This window comes from Luteibacter sp. ME-Dv--P-043b (assembly GCF_030209605.1).
GTDB lineage: Bacteria > Pseudomonadota > Gammaproteobacteria > Xanthomonadales > Rhodanobacteraceae > Luteibacter.
Genome location: NZ_JARVRT010000007.1, coordinates 75,366 through 93,124, shown reverse-complemented (window position 1 = coordinate 93,124; position 17,759 = coordinate 75,366). Strand labels below are relative to the sequence as shown.

Sequence of the window (17,759 nt, the reverse complement as noted above, 5' to 3'; positions counted from 1 at the left end):
ATGCTTGCATATCGGACCAAGTGGAAATCGTTGCTGCATACCACTTGCTGTGGGATCACATTCCGTATCCCACGCCCACGCCGATGATCAACGTGTCCAGATCAACCGATGCATTAAACCCGTGCCCGCGAAATGTGTATGTCGGGCTGGTAATGTAGCGAACACTTGCGCTCACAAACCAATGCTTGGTGGCCTGATAGTCAAGGCCCATATTCAGGATGCGGCTCACAATGGGCTTGACATGAAAGTTCGGGATGTTTGGAGCCGGACGGATCTTGTGCTCCCAGGCATAATTGAAACCATAACCCAGATAAGGGGAGAGCCGAGCGTATGGTCTGAAGTGATACTGGACGGTCATGGAGACGCTTCCACTTTCTACCGTGCCAACGGCGAAGTCGCCGATTCGAGATTTTTCGATTCGGTAATCGCGCGCGAATACCCCGCCTTGAACTTCGAGTGCCCACCGATCGGTGACGAAGTAGGTGACATCCAGTCCTGGAGTCCGCTGGTTTGGCGTGGTGACCTGGCCCCCGATTCCACTAAGGGTGGAGCGCATGTCCCTAACGTTCACTTGAAGTGCCATCGCACGGAACATCCATCCGCCTTCGCGCGGGCCACCATCGTCAATGGCAGCCAAACAGTGTGCGGAATGAAGAATTCCTTCGCCTAACGCTATGCGTCCCAGCATCATGCGTGCCAGGGTGCGGTACCGGACGTCATGCCTCATGCCGCGTTCTCCTGTTCGTTGTCGACTTGCGAGTGTTGAAGGCTCAACAAGAAAGCGGCCAATGCGCAAGAAACTTTAGGCGTTGCGTCCGATAGCCGATGCGATGCTGACGCCGATGCATTGAGCGGGATGATCAAACGGGCGATGCAGAGCTGGCGGTCATCTGCGGTGCGCGCGGTGGCGAACTTTTGCACGCGCGAGCCCTTTTCCAACCCTGGCGCTGATGAAGCGGATACTTGGCCCGCGGTTGAGGAAAGGTGGCGTCGTCAATGCTCGTCGAGCGCGCTGGTGTTGTGGCCATGCGGTAGCGGAACCGTGGCGCTTAGGGAGAGTGTGTTCTATGTACATCGTGGTGTCGGGCTTCGAGCACCTTAAGGGTCTTTTTCACCCGTCGCCCAATCTGCGCGTCTGTCTCGGCGCTGATCACTCGGCGCAGCGTCCTGAGGTCCTGAGCGGCGCCGATGGCGTCCGATCGCTCGGACAGGGCGCGGATCGCTGAGCGATGGGTAGACGGTTTAATCGAGCGGCTGGTGGGTCCACTGACGCAGTCGATGCCGATTCTACTCACGGATCGGTAATTGATTGTTCTTCCCGCTTGATATCGGTCCAGCAGCTGCTGATTCGATGGTCGCGGCAGATTTCGTAATAACGGAATCCGAGCAGTTTTCGCGTTTTTGCGAGCTTATGCTCAGTGGGTCCACGGGTGCGTCCCGGATACCGGCTGGAGCGCTTCCGCTGCGCAATCTCATTTATTGAGAGGGAATCTGGGCGTCGGCGTCGGCCTTCAATGGTGAGGTAACGGAATCTGCGCCACATGTCCCGACGCATCAACTCTGAGAGGACGCGCCGCCGGCCCCACGCGAGGCTGTCGCCGGATATCGATCATGACGGGGGTTACGCAATGGCCCATCTGGCTGATGGTCAGGTATTTCCCCGAATCCGTCGCTGTCCACCCATGGTTAGAGCTGAGGGCAGTCCAGCGAATCCCACGCTTACTGGCCAGCTCGTTGCGCAGGTTTGAGCCATCCACGCAGCGCGCTGTATCAACGGCGGTCAACATGCGCACGACCGGCGGCGGAGCAGCACTGTCCCCTTCGACGGTCAGGGTGATGCGCAGGAGCGCACCCTCCTTGGTCCGTTAACCAATGGCTGGGTATTGCCAACCTGTCCTTGCGCTTGAGCAAGAAGGTCGTCGGCGCCTCATGGCTTCGACGTGCTGCCCATTTCGATCGTGATGGCGTTAACCGAGCGATTGTCACTTGCCGACGTATGCAAGGTGTTCGCCCAGTTCATTGCAGGAGGTCTTGGCTGACCGTGCCATCGATTAGCTTGCATGCATCAGTGATTGCGGAACGGGGTATCCCTGATCGCCGAGGTATTCCGCAAGTACACGACGCAGCGCAATCTGATTATCATCATTCTCGCCCTCCCGGCAGCACAGAACGATGGGTGTGATCACTGTTTCAACCAACGGGCGGAAGGCTACGCCGCGCGGTTGAACGCTTCGGGCAGACGCTGGAGCGATGGTCACACCCAGGCCTGCCGAGACCATCATCATGGCTGTTTCGTAAAGTTCCACGTCCACTTTACGGCGTAACGTAAGCTCCCGCTCGGCGAACGCGGCCAGAATCGTATCGGCAAGACTTGGCCGTGGTGAACTGTTGTAGATAACGAAGGCCTGCTCCGCCAGCGCCTCCAGCGAGACGGGTCCCTCGACCTCGGCCAGGGCGTGATCACCCGGGATGGCGGCGACGAACTGCTCCTCGCGAAGAACGATTTTATGTACCCCCTCGGAGATGAGGGGTACCCGCCCGAACCCGGCATCGATCCGTCTTTCGCGAAGTGCGGCGATCTGCTGGGTGCTGTTCAATTCCAGAATGCCGATGTTGAGATGCGGCTGCATCTGCGCGAAACGCCGGATGATCTGCGCAACGTTCACGTGGAAGCTGGCTGGGATTACGCCGAAAACAAAGCGCGGCTGCTCCCCGGCGCGCATGCTGCGCACCGCCGCCACCATGGCGTCGGTCCGCTGCAATAACTGTACGGCTTGTTCGTAGAAGATCTTGCCAGCCTCGGTGAGCGTTAGGGGACGCGAATCCCGGTCGATCAGCACCACGCCCAGCTCCGTTTCCAGCTCTTGAATGCGGCGACTGAGCGGCGATTGCGCTATCCGCAGGGCGGAAGCGGCGTGCGTGAAGTTCCGCAGCCGGGCGACAGCGACGAAATACCTGATGCGCTTCAGATCCATCGTAAGACCTAAAAGTGACTGAGTGATCGCCATCGTAGGGTAGGCGTGCCCGAAATTGGGATAAGTAAGACCAAAATGGTCTTACCTAGACTAAAACGGTGTTTTTCTGCCGCACGGGACCTGCCTAGACTCTCCGCCAACAGGACCGGAAAGGCCTGCGCGGACGACTTCTTGGGCTGCAGGGAGCGACGCAACCGAGATGACGCCATGTTCAAGACACGGGCAGGAAGCGCTGGAAAGCCTACGCCATGAAAACGCAATTGATTATTGCTGACGCAGATCGAAGCGCCGGCGACTGGGCCGCGCTAGACACGACGGCAGCCTTGACTGGCACCCAAGCTGTCGAAGACGAAAGCCGCGACGTTAAATTCGTCAGCCTGTTGCTGCGAGCATCAGCGCGGGTCGAGCACTCGTTGAACGCCATCCTCGTTGACTGGGACCTCAACCTCCTGCAGTACCGGGTATTGGGGGCAATCGTTCGCGATGAAATCAGTGCTCCCGGAAAGTGCGCCAAACAACTCCACGTTACACCGCCCATCGTGACCCGCGCCGTCGACCAGCTCTATGCAAAGGGGCTGGTCAGTCGGGTTCGTGGTAGCAGTGACCGCCGTGCCGTGACGCTTAGTCCCACCCTCGGCGGGGTCAAGTGCTTCGAAAAGGCACGCGTGCGCGTAGATATGGCGCTGTCTGCCATGTTGCCATCGGGCGATGGAGGCGAGCGATATCGATTGCTCAGCCACGAGCTGACCCGGCTCGCCGAAGTGACTGAAAACCCGACACGTTTTGGATGCCGCTGACGTCATGAATCCCTTCCTTACACGCCCGATGGCGATGGCAGTACTTACGACCGTGCTATCGGCGTGTCAATTCGGCGACCTGAAGCCGCAGTCGCGCCTGATCGTCCCGTCTGCCTCGCAGCACGATCCCGTGCCCGATTCCGTGACAGTGGATAGCACGGGATGGCCTACAGACGCCTGGTGGAAAACGCTCGGCGACGATCAGCTCAATCGGCTCGTTGACCGTGCCCTGACGACGAACCCATCGGTGCGCCTGGCGAACGCCCGTATCGGTCAGGCTGATGCTGTGGCTGCGCTGGCAGGTGCTGCCTTGGATCCGCGCCTCGATGGCGTGCTCGCGATGACGCGCCAGCGATTCAGCGCCGACGGCACCACCCCGCCGCCGGTAGCAGGTACATGGAAGAACGTGAACCAAGCGCAGCTCGGCCTGCATTACGAGCTGGACTTTTGGGGCAGGAATGATGAAGCACTTGCCGGTGCGGTGGGGCGCAAGCGCGCGGCCGAGATTGATGCCGCTGCTGCCCGCCTCATGTTGTCCGTGGCCGTCGTACAGGTCTACGTGGCGCTGCAGACGGCCTACGAACAGATTGATATCGAACAGCAGTTGCTCCGTCAGCAGCAGGCGATCCTCGACCTCACGCAAAAGCGTTTCCACGCCGATCTCGACTCGCAGGTGGACCTGAAACAGGCCGCCTCCACAGTGCCTGCCCGTCGGGCGGCTATTGCCGAGCTTGAGGAGGGAAAGGAACTGCTGGAAAACCAGCTCGTTGCACTAACCGGCGCCGGTAGTCGCGCTGAGGCCGCCATCGCGCGTCCGCACATGGCGCTGCCGGAAAGTGTTGCCATCCCGAGCAGTCTACCCGCTGAACTTATCGGTCGACGTCCCGACGTGATCGCTGGACGCTGGCGCGTAGAGGCGGCAGCGCACGACGTCAAGGTTGCGAAAGCAGATTTCTATCCGAACATCGACTTGGCGGCGAGCATCGGCCTCCAGAGCCTCGGCTTTGAGAACTTCGATCGCTCGCGCAGCCGGATCCTCGGCTTTGGCCCTGCCATTTCGCTGCCGATATTCGATGGCGGTCGGTTGCGTGCCGGCTTGGCCATGCGCGACGCCGAATATGACGAGGTGGTGGAGAGCTATAACGTCAGCGTACTGGCCGCGATGCGCGATGTCGCGGACCAACTGACCTCGATGCGCTGGCTGAAAACGGGACTGGCGGAGCAAACAAACGCGGTCGATACCGCGCAGCAGGCAGCGGATCTCGTCAACAAGCGTTACGCAGCGGGCCTTGCCACCTATATCCAGGTACTTACAACACAGAACGCCGTGCTCAGCCAGCGCAAGGCGCTCGTGGATTTGCGTGCGCATGCGCTTGGCCTGCGGGTGAGTCTCTATCGTGCGCTGGGTGGTGGCCTACTCGGTTCTGAGCAAGCACCGCCCGTTGCAAGCACTGCTACGAAACCTCTCAATTCCCTGTCCGAAACATCCGGAGACGCACCATGAATCAGGAGCCGGCCAAGAGCTTCGGCCGACACCGAGCCATGCTTATTGGCTTTCCAGTTACAGTCGTCGTCGCTATTGCCCTTTGGGCGCTTTATGTCGACGGATCAGAGCGCACCGATGACGCCTATGTCGAAGGCAATGTCGTACAAGTGACCTCCCAGGTTGCTGGTACCGTGACGGCCATCAATGCCGATGATACCGAGTCTGTCGCCGCTGGAGCGCCGCTGGTTAAACTCAATGCCGTGGACAACGAGGTGCAGTTCGAGCGTGCCAAGGCAGCACTGGCGGCTGCTACGCGCGCAGCACGGGTGCAGTTTCATCAGGTGGACCAGCTTCGGGCTGAAGTCGCCTCGCGTGAGAACGATGTGGCTCGCGCCATCGCCGACGTGCGTCGCCGTAATGAGGTTGGAGACAGCGGCGCCGTTTCTAAAGAGGAAATTGATCACGCAGAAGACGTGCTGCGAGTCGCACGTAACGGTTTGGAAGGCACGAAGCAGCAGCTTGCACAGCGTCTCGCCATGACCGACCGGCTCACGATGGAGAATCAACCAGATGTGCTGGCTGCCGCAAGTCGATTGAAAGATGCTTATGTTGCTCTTGGCCGCACCACGATTCCCGCGCCGGTGGATGGAACGGTAACTCGACGCACTGTGCAGGTGGGTCAACACATTCCTGCCGGCGCAAGTCTGATGTCCATCGTTCCACTCAATGAAATCTGGGTGGACGCTAACTTCAAGGAGTCGCAGCTTGCGGATATACGCATTGGTCAGCGCGCGACTCTGAAGGCTGACCTTTACGGCGGCGGTGTGACGTTCCACGGCAAAGTCATCGGGCTTGATGCCGGAACCGGTTCGGCCTTCGCACTGCTGCCGGCCCAAAATGCCACGGGCAACTGGATCAAGGTAACGCAACGCGTGCCTGTGCGCATTGTCCTCGACCCGCAGGAACTGCGACACAATGCATTGCGTCTTGGTCTGTCAATGCATGTGGTCGTCGACACTACGGACCTCCGCGGTGAACGCCCGACGACGCAGTCCGAGGGGCGTACCGCCTATGGCACCCGAGTCTTTGACAACGAAATGCATGACGCAGACGGGCTTGTCTCCCAGATCATCGCGGCCAACTCGGGCGCAGACGACGGAAAGTGAACATGTCCGTGTCCCGCCCATTCCTCTTCGTCAGCGTTTTCCTGCTGTGCGCGGCCGACTTCCTGCAGTCGGGCATGGTTGCGTTCGCAGCGACACCGATCATGGGCGAGATCGGTGCGGGGCCTGAGGAATTTAGCCTTGTGGCCTCAATCTACGCCTGTGTCGCTGTGGTTGCGATAGCGGAGCAGCAGCGGCTGGTGGAGCGCTTCGGCTGGCGCCCTTACCTTGCGTGCACCACAACGGTCTATGTACTGGGCGCATTGGTCTGTGCCAGCAGTTCGGACGTCGTGGAGTTCGGTGCAGGCCGGATCATTATGGCGTTGGGCGGCGGCGCATTCATGACGTCTGCCCGCATCCTTGTGACGATGGACCGCCCTGGTCCAGGCCGATTTACCGGCGTACGGTTCTTTGCGTCGGGTCTTGCGGGCGGCACGGCTGCTGCCCCATGGCTAGCGTCGGTGGCCGTCATCAACGACGCCTGGCCCATGATGTTCTATACGCTCATCGGCATTGCCGTAGCTGGGACACTGGCTGCGATAGCCTGCGTACCTGCTGGCCGACCCACGCACGAACCCACGTCGAACCTCGCGCCCGCGAGGCTTCTCCTCCTCGCCGCGAGTGCTTTCTTTCTCCTCTACTTGTTACAGCGTTCATACTACGATTTCTATAGCGACACATTGGTGTTGCTGTCCTTCTCGGCGATCGCGGCCTTCGGTATATATACCTATGTACGCATCGAGCATGCGCATCCCGCGCCATTGCTCCGCGTTCGCGAGGTAAAGTCACCACGCTATCTTGCAGGTATCGCATTGTTTGCAATGTCCTATTTGTTGCTCGGTGCCAACAATTACACCATTCCTAACTTCCTACAGCGTGGACTAGGTTATTCGTGGGAAGTCACGGGGCAGCTCGAGTCGATGGGACTTCTCGCCTGTCTTGTGACGTGGATTGTCATGTCTGCGTTGATTCCTCGGTCGCCTGCGCTCGGCAAATATCTCTCGCTCGGCCTCGCCTGCTTATGGGCTTTTGGGTGGTTCATGAGCCGGTTGTCACCTGAGGCGGATTTCTACTCTCATGTACTCCCCCCGTTGTTGTTTAACGGCTGTTTCATCATGCTCGGTCTGGCCACCGCTGCAGTTCACACTTTCGCTGGGTTGACGCATGACGACCGGTTGTTTGCTCACGGCTACCAAATCAAGGCCATCGTGGCCCAGCTGGCGATGGCGCTGGGAACGTCCCTTGCCACGCTGATCCTGCAGTGGCGCAGCACGGTTCAGTACGACCACATCGGAGCTTACGTCGATCGCGGAGCGCGCACGTTTCTCGCGGGCTCCGACGCCATCGCCGATGTCTACGCGGCCTACGGCATGGGTGAGCGTGCCCACGGCACCGCTATGAGTACCGTCGCAGACGACCTTGCCCGGCAGGCGACGCTGGTCGCCGGCACGGAATATTTCTTCGCAATATCCCTCGTGGCGATACTGGCCATGGTCATTATGCTCGCACGCCGCATCTTGTTCCGATCGCCGAGTGCCTCTTCCGACCCCTGACTGAGGTGGTGAATCATGCGTACTCAGCTCTCTATTTTCGAACGTCTTTTTGCTCTCATCCGCGTGCCGGCATCGCACCGGCATCGTTTTGTATTGGAGGCGAGTTGCGGAGGCAGCCGTTGGCTGGGGACCTGAGCATTCACCGCGGACGATGTAGTTCTGCCACCGCCATCGTGAACACGACTTCGACATTAACGCCGCAAATATAGCTGTGCGCAACATCCGTCTTGACCACGGCGGCTGATCCGTAAGGGATCACTAATTCGCGGCCGTCCAAAAGCAACCTTAACTCACCCTCTTCTACATGGAATAGCTCCATCGTTCCCGATGGATGGCCCTGCGACTCGTAGACTTCACCAAGCACTATGACCCATCGCCAAAGCTCAATCATGTCCGGGCCAGAAGTGCCAGCCAAAAGCCGTGCACTACCCCCGCTAGTGTCGAGCCCCCGTAAGCTTACTCCAGACATAAGCCGAGGTTGCCGGATCATTCTGCTGCCTGAACTCGGCGAGCGTCAGCCTGCCAAGGCTGTCATGCGGTATCTCGCGGTTGTAGTCGGCCAGCCATGGCTCTGCCTGCTCGCGTACTTCGGTCAGGTTTCGGAAGACATGCATGTCGAGGACGCCGCGCCGGAAGCTTCCGTTAAAGCGCTCGATGAAGCCGTTTTGCATCGGCCTTCCGGGTTCGATGAAGTCGAGCTTGATGCGTTTTCGTTCCGCTCATTCCGCCAGCGCAAGAGCGACGAATTCCGGACCGTTGTCCAGGCGAAGCTTCGACAGATAGCCGCGCCACGCGGCGACACGTTCGAGCGTTCGGATGACTCGCGATGCAGGAAGATTAAGGTCGATTTCCACAGCGAGCGCCTTGCGGCTGAAGTCGTCAATGACGTTGAACGTACGAAACCGGCGGCCGTCCCGGAGCGCTTCGGACATGAAGTCGATGGACAGCTTCCGTTGATCGACTCGCCTGCCACCAGTGGCAGTGGGTGACGCGTCGGAGCACGCTTCTTGCCGCGTCGGCGGCGATTCAACTGCATCTGGCAATACACGCGCCACACCCTCTTGTGGTTCCACGGCAGGCCGCGCCGGCGGATGATCTGGAACAGCTTGTCGAAGCCGCGCTCGGGGAATCGCTCAGCCAACTCTGCTAATAGCGCGATGACGGGGGCGTCGCGATCAGGGCGAGACTTGTAGCGCAGCGTCGATCGCGAGAAGCCTAGTGCCTCACATGCCCGGCGCTCGCTCCATCCATGGTGATCGACCAACCAGGTGAAGAGCGGGCGCTTATGCGCCGGGTCTACAGCTTTTTTGCGATGAGATCCTTCAGCCCGTGGTTCTCCATCGCTAAATCCGCGTACATGCGCTTGAGCTTGTTGTGCTCCGCTTCCAGATTGCGCAGACGATGGACATCCGACGCCTCCATGCCGCCGTACTTTGATTTCCAGGCGTAGTAGGTCGCCTCGGGAATGCCTAGCTCCCGGCACATGTCCTTGACCTGCCTGCCGCCTTCGACCTGCTTCAGCGTCGCAACGATCTGGCTCTCGGTGAATTTGCTTTTGCGCATCGTGGGTCTCCTTGGGGATATTTTCCCGGATACCTCGGCTTATGTCTGGAGTAAGTTTACGGGGGGCGACATTTCTAGGGCATTTCGGAACAGGCTCGCCATTCAACGTTGATGTTCGGCCGCAGTCACGTCAAAGCCGGCTCCGGCGATTTGAAATTGGGTTAATCCTTTACAGCTCTTGCTTGAGCAAGCATGCACTGCATTCCGTCTTCGCTTTGGCGATATAGGAGTCGCATTCATTGCAGTTGGCGACGCTGGAAAACGTTCGATGCAACGCGTTGGCGCGCATGAGGTTTCGATGCCCCCGTGTCCGAAGCGCGTGCTTTAACATCGTCCAGTACAGCGCATGTGCCGCAGCAGCCGCCTTGGGGGCAGCGCAGGCGTCGGCGTTCATGCGGTGATCAATGAACGTGTAGTCGTCGGTATGCACGGCGTGCCGCGCGTCGTGGCGTATGTCATGGATGGCTTGCGAAGGTGGCGCATGCAGTCGCTTCGGGTGGCAAAGCTAATGCTGGCGGTTGATCCGCATGGGTATCGCCACCGCAGGCAGCATCCGTCCTTGGCTTCGATCATGTTGTGGTCCGTGACCTTTGCGTAGTGAGCCCATCCTTGCGACTCTTTGTTGCTCCTCATGAGCGATGGTCTCCCGTTGATTCATATAACGTTAGCGCGTGCCTCTGGTGTGCCAATGGAGTCTGTGTTGTTGGTATCGTCCCGACAGGTCTTCATGCTTCTTGCATCCCATGCAGTAGCCTGGCTACGTCGTGCGTGGGGATCTTGTTCTGCGCTGGTCGGTGAGTGCTAAGCACTAAGATCTAAGAACTGCCAAAGCCAGTGCGCGTCTATTTATTCCGGAGGAATAACGCGTTTAGCCAAAGCAATGCATATGCGTTGCTCGCACGTTATTGCGATGCAGACCTTGCCGCTCGTTTTGCGCACTGCGCATCACGCGTGCGCATTACTGCACAGGATCTCCGTGCATTGGCAAACGAGTGCTCAGCGCAGCCGACGGCCGTCACACTTTTGATGATGACTGCCATATCAAGGTCTAGGCGGCCTTGACGTTCGTGAAGAACCCGCTTGAATGAAACGCATGGGGGCGGCGCAACGGAAGACGACGGGCGCTACCCATGGATGTTTGATATGCCGGTCAGGACGACCGGCGCCCACTGCACGACAAGGACTGTCATCTCATGCACTATCACGCTCGCCCCCACCTCAGTGTTCATACCCGTGCGAAGGCTCATTCAGCGGTTGCCGGTGCTGCATATCGCCTCGGTCTTCGCCTTTACGACGAACGCACCAAGACTTGGCACGACTACCGCAGACGCGCGCTCAGCGACTCCGTCGTCCGCGCGCTCACCATCGCCCCGGATGGGGCGCCGCCGTGGGCCAGCGACCCGGCGGTGCTTTGGAACGCGGTCGAAGGCGCCGAGCGGCGCAAAGATGGCCAAGTCGCCCGGGACTACCGTTGTCCGGTACCGATTGGCTTCAATGAAACACAAGCGGCCGATCTCGCCGAAGCGTTGGCGCGCTTCATCGCCGACGAGCTGCACACCTCGGTGTCCATCGCATTGCACCGCGACGCGGCCCGCGACGCGTTCGGGGTGCTCAAGCCCGATGGCCAGCGTGGCTATCACGCGCACCTGTATTTTCCCACCCGGCCGATTAAGCCGGGTGCCGTCGAGGGGGCGCCGGCCTTTGGCCTGAAGCTCGAGGTCTTTCGCGATCAAACGGCCGGCGCGGAAGCGCTGGAGCGGCTCAACGCGAAATGGGCCGAGTTGTCGAATCTCATCGCCTCGGCCAGTGGCCTCGAGGTGCGGGTGGATCACCGCAGCTACAAGCGAATGGGTATGGCGCGAACTGCGGAGCCGCAGCTGGGCCAAGCGGCGACGGCGATGGAGCGTCAGGGCACCCAGACACGGCTGGGCGACGCGCTGCTGGCGCACCGGGCCGCTCGGAACGGTGCGTCCCCCGAGCCGGCAGGGATGACCGCAGCGGAGGGCGCTGATGCCGCTGCGACGAGGACGGATGGTCCAAGGGTGACGCCGCGACCACCGTCCTTGGGCGTGTCTGCGGCGTTTCAGGCGCCGCAGCCCACCTCGAAGCCAGCCGCCAAGCTCGGTGCGCCGGCTGTGGTCACCCCAAGACCCAGCGCGTCGGTGCGCCGAGCCAAATACCTCACCCAAGAAGAGTGGATGCAATCGCCTGTAGCCTGGGAGCCACCGCCCATCGTCGGCCTGGCGGAGCGCTTTGATGCGGTCTATGTCACCCGGGTGGCCTCGTCGCCCGGCGGTATCCAGACCGGGGTGATGCGAACGGTGAAGGCCGTGCAGTGGTTTCTCAATGCCTTGGTCATGGTGGGCAAGGCATTGCTGCACTTGGATCGCGAGTACAAGCGCTTTTCCACCGTGCGTTTTGACTTGCAGTGCGACGCTGATCAAAAGCGCGAGGCCTTGGCTGCGTTGCGCCGAGAGCAAGACCAAGCGCGTCGGCCTTACACCCCACGTATGCAGGCCGCCCATCGGCGACGTCTCGCCCAGATCCGCACGATGGAGGAGGAGGTGGCGGATCGGGCGCGTCTGTCGGTGTCCATCGACGCCCAGATGGCTGACATCAGCCAGCGGGCAAAGCCGTGGCGGAGTCAAGCCATCCACGACCGGTTTAAGTTGAAAGGGCATCTGGCTGAGCTGGAGCGCCAAGATCAGCAGGCGGTCGAAGACCTGCTGGGCGTGGCCAATAGCGACGAACTGCCATGGCTCAAGCTCTATACCTCCAAGACCGAGCCGACGCTATCCCTCCAACGTCTGGTAGACGAGGCCGAAACGCAGGCGCGCCGGACGGACCGGACTACCCAGCGGGCCTATCGGCCGAAGCGGTGAGTCGCCCGATGCGGGTCGGCTGGATCGGTATCGGTGCGTACACAACATCGGCAGCGTGCGCGATGCCGCGTGGCTTCGCACTTTTGGGAGCAAGCGCGGTTTCGCTTTACATTTGACGTTCGCACTTTGTAGGAATTCCCCTACAGACTTTTCTGACGGTAGGCGGTAGCGTCCGCCCACGCAAATCTGGCAACACGGAGCATCGGAGAATGACTGAAATCGCGACCGATCGGATCGCACATGGGGGGTCGATGAAACGGATTCTTCCGATGTTCTTTAAAAAGATAGGACGCAGACTAACTTGGGCATACTTGGCCATCGCTGCCCTCGTCGCGTTTATAGCGCCTCCCGCTTTTGCTGACCAGCCGGACCCTTCATGTGCCGACTATCAGTTGGCAATGCAGAATTGCGCCCAGGAATTCGCTGATTTTCTCGGCCCCGGCGGTTATTGGACCATCGACCAGCAGTGCCATTACACCGGTGAGTGGCCTTCAAATCGGGCCGATGACTATGTTTCGTTTTCTTTGAAAGGAATTGACCCGAGCACTATCGGGAAAACGGTCGACTATGAATTCCCGATGTCAAAGTGCCCTATGGTGCCGGATACGCCGCCCGACGCTGGCGCGAATGCGGGGTCGGGCGCTGGGTGTGACGGAGGGGAAGGGCACCCCGGCGAGGGCGGGGGCTCTGGTTCAGGAGGCGGCTTGTCGTGTGAGAGCACTCAAGGTGTAGCGGAGCAAGGCCTTCCGCAGGCCGGCGACCCCATCAATACAGCGACTGGGAACAAATACATTCAAGAAGAGGATTTCAACGTTGACCCGTGGTTGACCTTTCGACGCTTCTACAACAGCGATCCCTCGACTCCGAGCACTTCGATGGGGACGCGCTGGAGTCACTCGTTCAATCGAACCCTCTCGAGGTCGAGCGACAGGAGCGGAAACGTTACCGTGAAGGTACAGCGCCCGAATGGAATGAGCGAAACGTTCCGAAAGATCGATGATTCTGCTTGGATTGCTGCCACCACCAATCCGGACAAGTTAACGGAGATCGATGATGCTTCGGGCCAACTCGTAGGCTATACCTTGTGGGTGGCCGCTCTGCGCCACACCGAACAGTATGCATTCGATGGTCGCCTCATGTCTGTGCGGGACAATACAGGTCAAACACTCAATCTAACGTACAGCGTCGCTGCGACCGATCCTTCCATTGCTCCCAGTGCTGGTTTGCTTATTGGCGTCACCTCACCCAGCGGAAGACAGTTGTCGCTGGTTTATGATGCCAGCGCACGCGTTCGAAAGCTTATCCAACCTGAAGGCGCGGCGACCACTTACGGCTACGACAGCGTAGGAAATCTCGTCAGCGTCCAATATCCCGACAATCGCACGCGAACTTATATCTACAATGAGTCGGCATTGACCGGCGGTGCCAGCTTGCCATCGGCGATGACAGGCATTGGCGACGAAGCGGGAGCGCGTTTCGAGGAAACAGCCTTCGATAGTTCAGGGCGTGCCGTGTCCACTCAGTTTGCGGGCGGCGTTGGTCGGGTTGCCATCGCCTACAAGGATCCTGGATCAGCAGATGTGTCCTACCCTCTGGGGGGCACATCGCATCAAAACTATGCCAACGTGCAAGGGCTTTTGCGCGTCCAGTTTGTCGATTCTCCTTGTGGAGAGTGCGACCAACCTTATAAGAGCCGAAGCTACGATGCCAACGGGCGACCCAGCACGTACGTTGACTTCAACGGGAATGTGGCGTTCGTCACCTACGACAGCAATGGCTTGCTGACTCATGAAGTCACGGCCAAGCAAGCCAACGATATTCGAACAACCACCGACACGGTTTGGGATGGTGCGCTGCGTGTACCGCTTCTCCGCACGGTTAAAGACAACAACGGTACGGTGGTCGGCCAAGTCGGCTGGGCTTACGACGCGAGCGGAAAGGTCACAGCAGCCTGCTTGATGGACCCGGTACTTGCCCCGTCTTACACATGTTCCCCAACCAGCGCGGTCCCTACCGGTGTCCGACGCTCGGTCATGACTTACTGCACTGCCGTCAATACCACGACCTGTCCTCTGGTCGGCCTCCCGCTTAAGACCGACGGCCCGCGCACTGACGTGGCTGACACCGTGTCCTATGCCTGGTACCTGACCACGGATGAGTCGGGCTGCGCCACTGTGGGAGGTGTCTGCCATCACCTCGGTGACCTCAAGTCCACTACCGATGGTGCTGGCTTGGTCACCAACTATGTCTCCTATGACAAGGCAGGGCGGGTGACCCGCATAAAGGACCCGAACGGAGTCTTGACCGACTATACATACACGGCCCGTGGCTGGCTCGCGACCAAGACCTTTCGCGCCAACGCCTCTGGAGCGGTCGTGGCGCTCGATGCGACCACAACCATCGCCTATGACCCGACCGGAACGGTACATTCGGTCAAGGACGCCGATGGGGTCACAACGACCTACACCTATGACGCAGCCCACAGGCTTACCGACGTCACAGATGGGTTGGGCGCGCGCATTCACTACACGCTGGACAGTGCCGGTAATCGAACATCTGAACAGGTTCTGAGCCCAACGGGTGCAGTAGTTCGCTCGCTCGGCCGCACCTTTAACGCCCTTGGCCAGTTGACGGCCCTGAGCGATGGCCTCAACCGGACGGTGTTCAGCGCGGGCTTCACCGACAGCTATGACGGCAATGGCAACTTGGTCCACAGTCAGGACGGTCTCTCGGTCCAGCAAAAGCGCGTCTATGATGGGCTAAACCGACTCGTCAGTACGCTGAGAGACTACCAGGGCACCAACAGCGCGACGGCCAACAGCCAGTCAGTGACCAGCTATGACGCCCTCGACCGAGTAACCGGGTTCAGTGATCCGGATGGGCTCAACACCACGTATGATTTCGATGGCCTTGGAAACGCGACCGGCTTGCACAGTCCTGACACAGGGACGACGACGCGCGGGTTCGACATCGGCGGCAATCCGACCCAGTCAGTGGATGCCACCCATATCGCGTCGGCCTCTTCCTTCGATGCGCTTGGCCGGCTGACCACGGCCACTTACGCCGACACGACGCTCAACGTCGCCTACCATTACGACGAAGTCGACTCAGTGACCGGTTGCACGGGCAGCGTAGGGAAGGGGCGCTTGACCCGCGTTGTGGAAGGGAGTGGCGGGCTCATCTACTGCTACGACCGGCGCGGCAACGTGGTCAAGAAGCAACAGACGGTTGGCACGACCACCACCACGACAAGCTATACCTGGACGCCGGGCAATCGGCTGGCGTCGATGATCACGGCCAATGGCACCGTGATCAGCTACGCGCGCGATGCTGTCGGTCGGATTGCCTCGGTCAAGGCCACGCCATTGGGCGGAACGGCGACGATGGTGGCGTCCAACGTCACGTATCAGCCCTTCGGCCAGGTGGCCAGCTACAAACTCGGCGATGGCCAGACGGTCACCCGCACCTTCGACGCCACGGGCCAACTCACGGATATTGCCAGCACCGCGTTCTCCCTTCATCTGCGGCGGGATGCGATGGGCAATGTGGCGGCTTTGGGAAATGCAGCGGGCGCGCCCACCCCGGCAGAAACCTATAGCTACGACTCGCTTTATCGCCTGACGGGCGTTCAAGCCGGCGATGGCACGGCTGTGGAGGCTTATACCTACAACAAGACGGGCGACCGGCTGTCCAAGACGGCGCCAGGCGTCCTGACCGGCAGTTACACCTATCAGGCCGGGACACACCAGCTGATAGGCGTGGGCACCACGACCCGGCAGGTGGATGCACGAGGCAATACAACCGCCACGGTGCTCGCTTCGGGCACCTACGGATTTGGCTACGACCAGCGCAACCGCCTGACCGTCGTTCAGAACAATGGTGTAACCGTGGGGAGCTATGTTTTCAACGCGCTGGGCCAGCGGGTGCAGAAAACGGCGGCCGGCGTCACGACGCGCTTCGACTATGATGAAGGCAGCCGCTTGGTCTCGGAAGGCGCGGGCGCGGCAAGCCGGGATTATGTTTGGCTTGATATGTTGCCGGTCGGACTGGTCGATCGAGCAGGCAGTACATCCACGGTCAATTTTGTCCACGCCGACGGCTTAGGTGCCCCGCGGGCTATCACGAATGCGGCGGGCAATGTTCTGTGGCAATGGCCTTATGCCGGCAATCCGTTCGGAGAAAAATCACCGGCCTCCTTAAGTGGATATGTTCTGAACCTGCGTTTTCCGGGTCAGTACTTCGATGTCGAGTCAAGCCTGGACTACAACATTAATCGAGACTATGAACCGGCGGCGGGGCGATACATCCAGAGTGATCCAATCGGGCTATTGGGCGGTTTCAGTACCTTCGGGTATGCATCCGCGAAGCCCTACAATTTCATCGATCCGCTGGGGTTGTCTGGCATTCTTGTGATCAATTCAAGCGGTTCTGGCGATGGCATTTTGGGGAGCGGCGGAGTTTCAGGGCATAGCTGGGTTTCTTACACGCCCGATGGCGGGAAGACAGCTACATACGGCACTTGGGGGAACAACCCTCAGGGCCTTGCCAACGGACTTGAACATAATCTTGAGCTTGGACGAACCGGAGACGCTACGCGTGCAGCACAGTTAAATGATGCACAGGAAGCCAACTTCTATGGCGTCGTAAAACAGTATGAAAGCGAGGGCGAGAATGCGTGGGGCTATTTTCATCCATGCTCTAGCTTCGCCGCCGATGCTTGGAATTCCTCCACAGGCGAGTCGCTGAGTCCCAACGGGCCCTACAGCAACCCGTCTTCTCTGAAGCAATCGATCATTGATGCCAATGGGGGAGCGAATCATGGCAGTATTGGACCAACCCCACCTAGCCCTTGGCCCTGATGATGTCCAAGATATCTTTACGAATCGCAATCCTCTTTATCGCTATGGCCTTAGTAGCAGTATCGGCTTGCGCCGGCGGAGTACCCATGAACCTTGAGGCAAAGGATGTTCAGTTTTTCAAGGTTATAGCGACGTCTGCCAACTCTAGGACGACGCTTCATCTATCCGGGCTTGCTTTCCACAGCGGCTTAGCAGTCGATCAGTTTATGCAAACTCAGGATGGCGACGCGCTTCGACTAACGATATCTCTCGTTCCCGCTAGACCAGGTTTATCCGGAAGCTTTGACTATGTAGTCGAGGTTCCGACATCCACGTCGATTGTTACATTCGGTGACGAGAGAAAGATTATCTGGGAAAGGCACGCAAAGTAGTGAGCCGCTTGATGTAATCACGCATGTGCTGTGTGCTTGTGGAAAAACGGCCTCGGTTAAATAGCTTTTCGGCTTTTTGCTGTGGCAATGGGCTTGTCCCAGCAAACCGT

General features: G+C 59.5%; 11 protein-coding genes and 1 pseudogene. 6 read left to right on the top strand and 6 right to left on the bottom strand.

Annotated features, from left to right (window positions below; all coding sequences use genetic code 11):
• Nucleotides 1-55: 55 nt before the first annotated feature.
• The 3 genes from QRN34_RS04420 to QRN34_RS04410 form a co-directional block, all read right to left on the bottom strand.
• Nucleotides 56-727, bottom strand: coding sequence for an OmpW family outer membrane protein (locus QRN34_RS04420; RefSeq protein ID WP_285402326.1), 672 nt, complete (start codon nt 725-727; stop codon nt 56-58).
• Nucleotides 724-921 carry a hypothetical protein gene (locus tag QRN34_RS04415; RefSeq protein ID WP_285402324.1) on the bottom strand — a complete coding sequence of 66 codons (198 nt, stop codon included), beginning with the start codon at nt 919-921 and terminating at the stop codon, nt 724-726. The genes QRN34_RS04420 and QRN34_RS04415 overlap by 4 nt, the downstream gene beginning before the upstream one ends.
• Before the next feature lie 1,130 nt (nt 922-2,051).
• The gene (locus tag QRN34_RS04410) at nt 2,052-2,975 is read right to left on the bottom strand and encodes a LysR family transcriptional regulator (RefSeq protein ID WP_285402322.1); all 924 of its coding nucleotides are present in this window, start codon (nt 2,973-2,975) and stop codon (nt 2,052-2,054) included.
• A gap of 248 nt (nt 2,976-3,223) precedes the next feature.
• Between QRN34_RS04410 and QRN34_RS04405 the strand changes: the two genes are divergently transcribed.
• Genes QRN34_RS04405 through QRN34_RS04390 form a run of 4 tightly spaced genes read left to right on the top strand, consistent with a single transcriptional unit; the run spans nt 3,224 to nt 7,974 of the window.
• Complete coding sequence (locus QRN34_RS04405; protein WP_285402320.1) at nt 3,224-3,772, top strand: MarR family transcriptional regulator; 549 nt, start codon at nt 3,224-3,226, stop codon at nt 3,770-3,772.
• A gap of 4 nt (nt 3,773-3,776) precedes the next feature.
• Nucleotides 3,777-5,276, top strand: a complete 1,500-nt coding sequence (locus QRN34_RS04400; RefSeq protein WP_285402318.1) for an efflux transporter outer membrane subunit — start codon at nt 3,777-3,779, stop codon at nt 5,274-5,276.
• Nucleotides 5,273-6,424, top strand: a complete 1,152-nt coding sequence (locus QRN34_RS04395; protein WP_285402316.1) for an efflux RND transporter periplasmic adaptor subunit — start codon at nt 5,273-5,275, stop codon at nt 6,422-6,424. The genes QRN34_RS04400 and QRN34_RS04395 overlap by 4 nt, the downstream gene beginning before the upstream one ends.
• A 2-nt stretch (nt 6,425-6,426) precedes the next feature.
• Nucleotides 6,427-7,974 carry an MFS transporter gene (locus QRN34_RS04390; RefSeq protein ID WP_285402314.1) on the top strand — a complete coding sequence of 516 codons (1,548 nt, stop codon included), beginning with the start codon at nt 6,427-6,429 and terminating at the stop codon, nt 7,972-7,974.
• Between the two features lie 139 nt (nt 7,975-8,113).
• On the opposite strand, the gene QRN34_RS04385 is transcribed toward QRN34_RS04390, so the two are convergent.
• From QRN34_RS04385 to QRN34_RS04375, 3 genes and pseudogenes are all read right to left on the bottom strand, one after another.
• Nucleotides 8,114-8,365: a cupin domain-containing protein gene (locus QRN34_RS04385; RefSeq protein WP_285402313.1), complete on the bottom strand. Its 252-nt coding sequence runs from the start codon at nt 8,363-8,365 to the stop codon at nt 8,114-8,116.
• Nucleotides 8,366-8,408: 43 nt separating this feature from the next.
• Nucleotides 8,409-9,537: pseudogene (locus QRN34_RS04380) on the bottom strand (IS3 family transposase).
• 169 nt (nt 9,538-9,706) lie between these two features.
• On the bottom strand, nt 9,707-9,967 hold the full coding sequence (locus QRN34_RS04375) for a hypothetical protein (RefSeq protein WP_285402312.1): 261 nt from the start codon (nt 9,965-9,967) through the stop codon (nt 9,707-9,709).
• Nucleotides 9,968-10,730: 763 nt separating this feature from the next.
• On the opposite strand from QRN34_RS04375, the gene QRN34_RS04370 reads away from it, so the two are divergent.
• Together QRN34_RS04370 and QRN34_RS04365 are read left to right on the top strand one after the other, a co-directional pair.
• The gene (locus tag QRN34_RS04370; protein WP_285402311.1) at nt 10,731-12,419 is read left to right on the top strand and encodes a MobA/MobL family protein; all 1,689 of its coding nucleotides are present in this window, start codon (nt 10,731-10,733) and stop codon (nt 12,417-12,419) included.
• A gap of 209 nt (nt 12,420-12,628) precedes the next feature.
• Nucleotides 12,629-17,278 carry an RHS repeat-associated core domain-containing protein gene (locus QRN34_RS04365; RefSeq protein WP_285402310.1) on the top strand — a complete coding sequence of 1,550 codons (4,650 nt, stop codon included), beginning with the start codon at nt 12,629-12,631 and terminating at the stop codon, nt 17,276-17,278.
• The last annotated feature ends 481 nt before the right edge of the window (nt 17,279-17,759 follow it).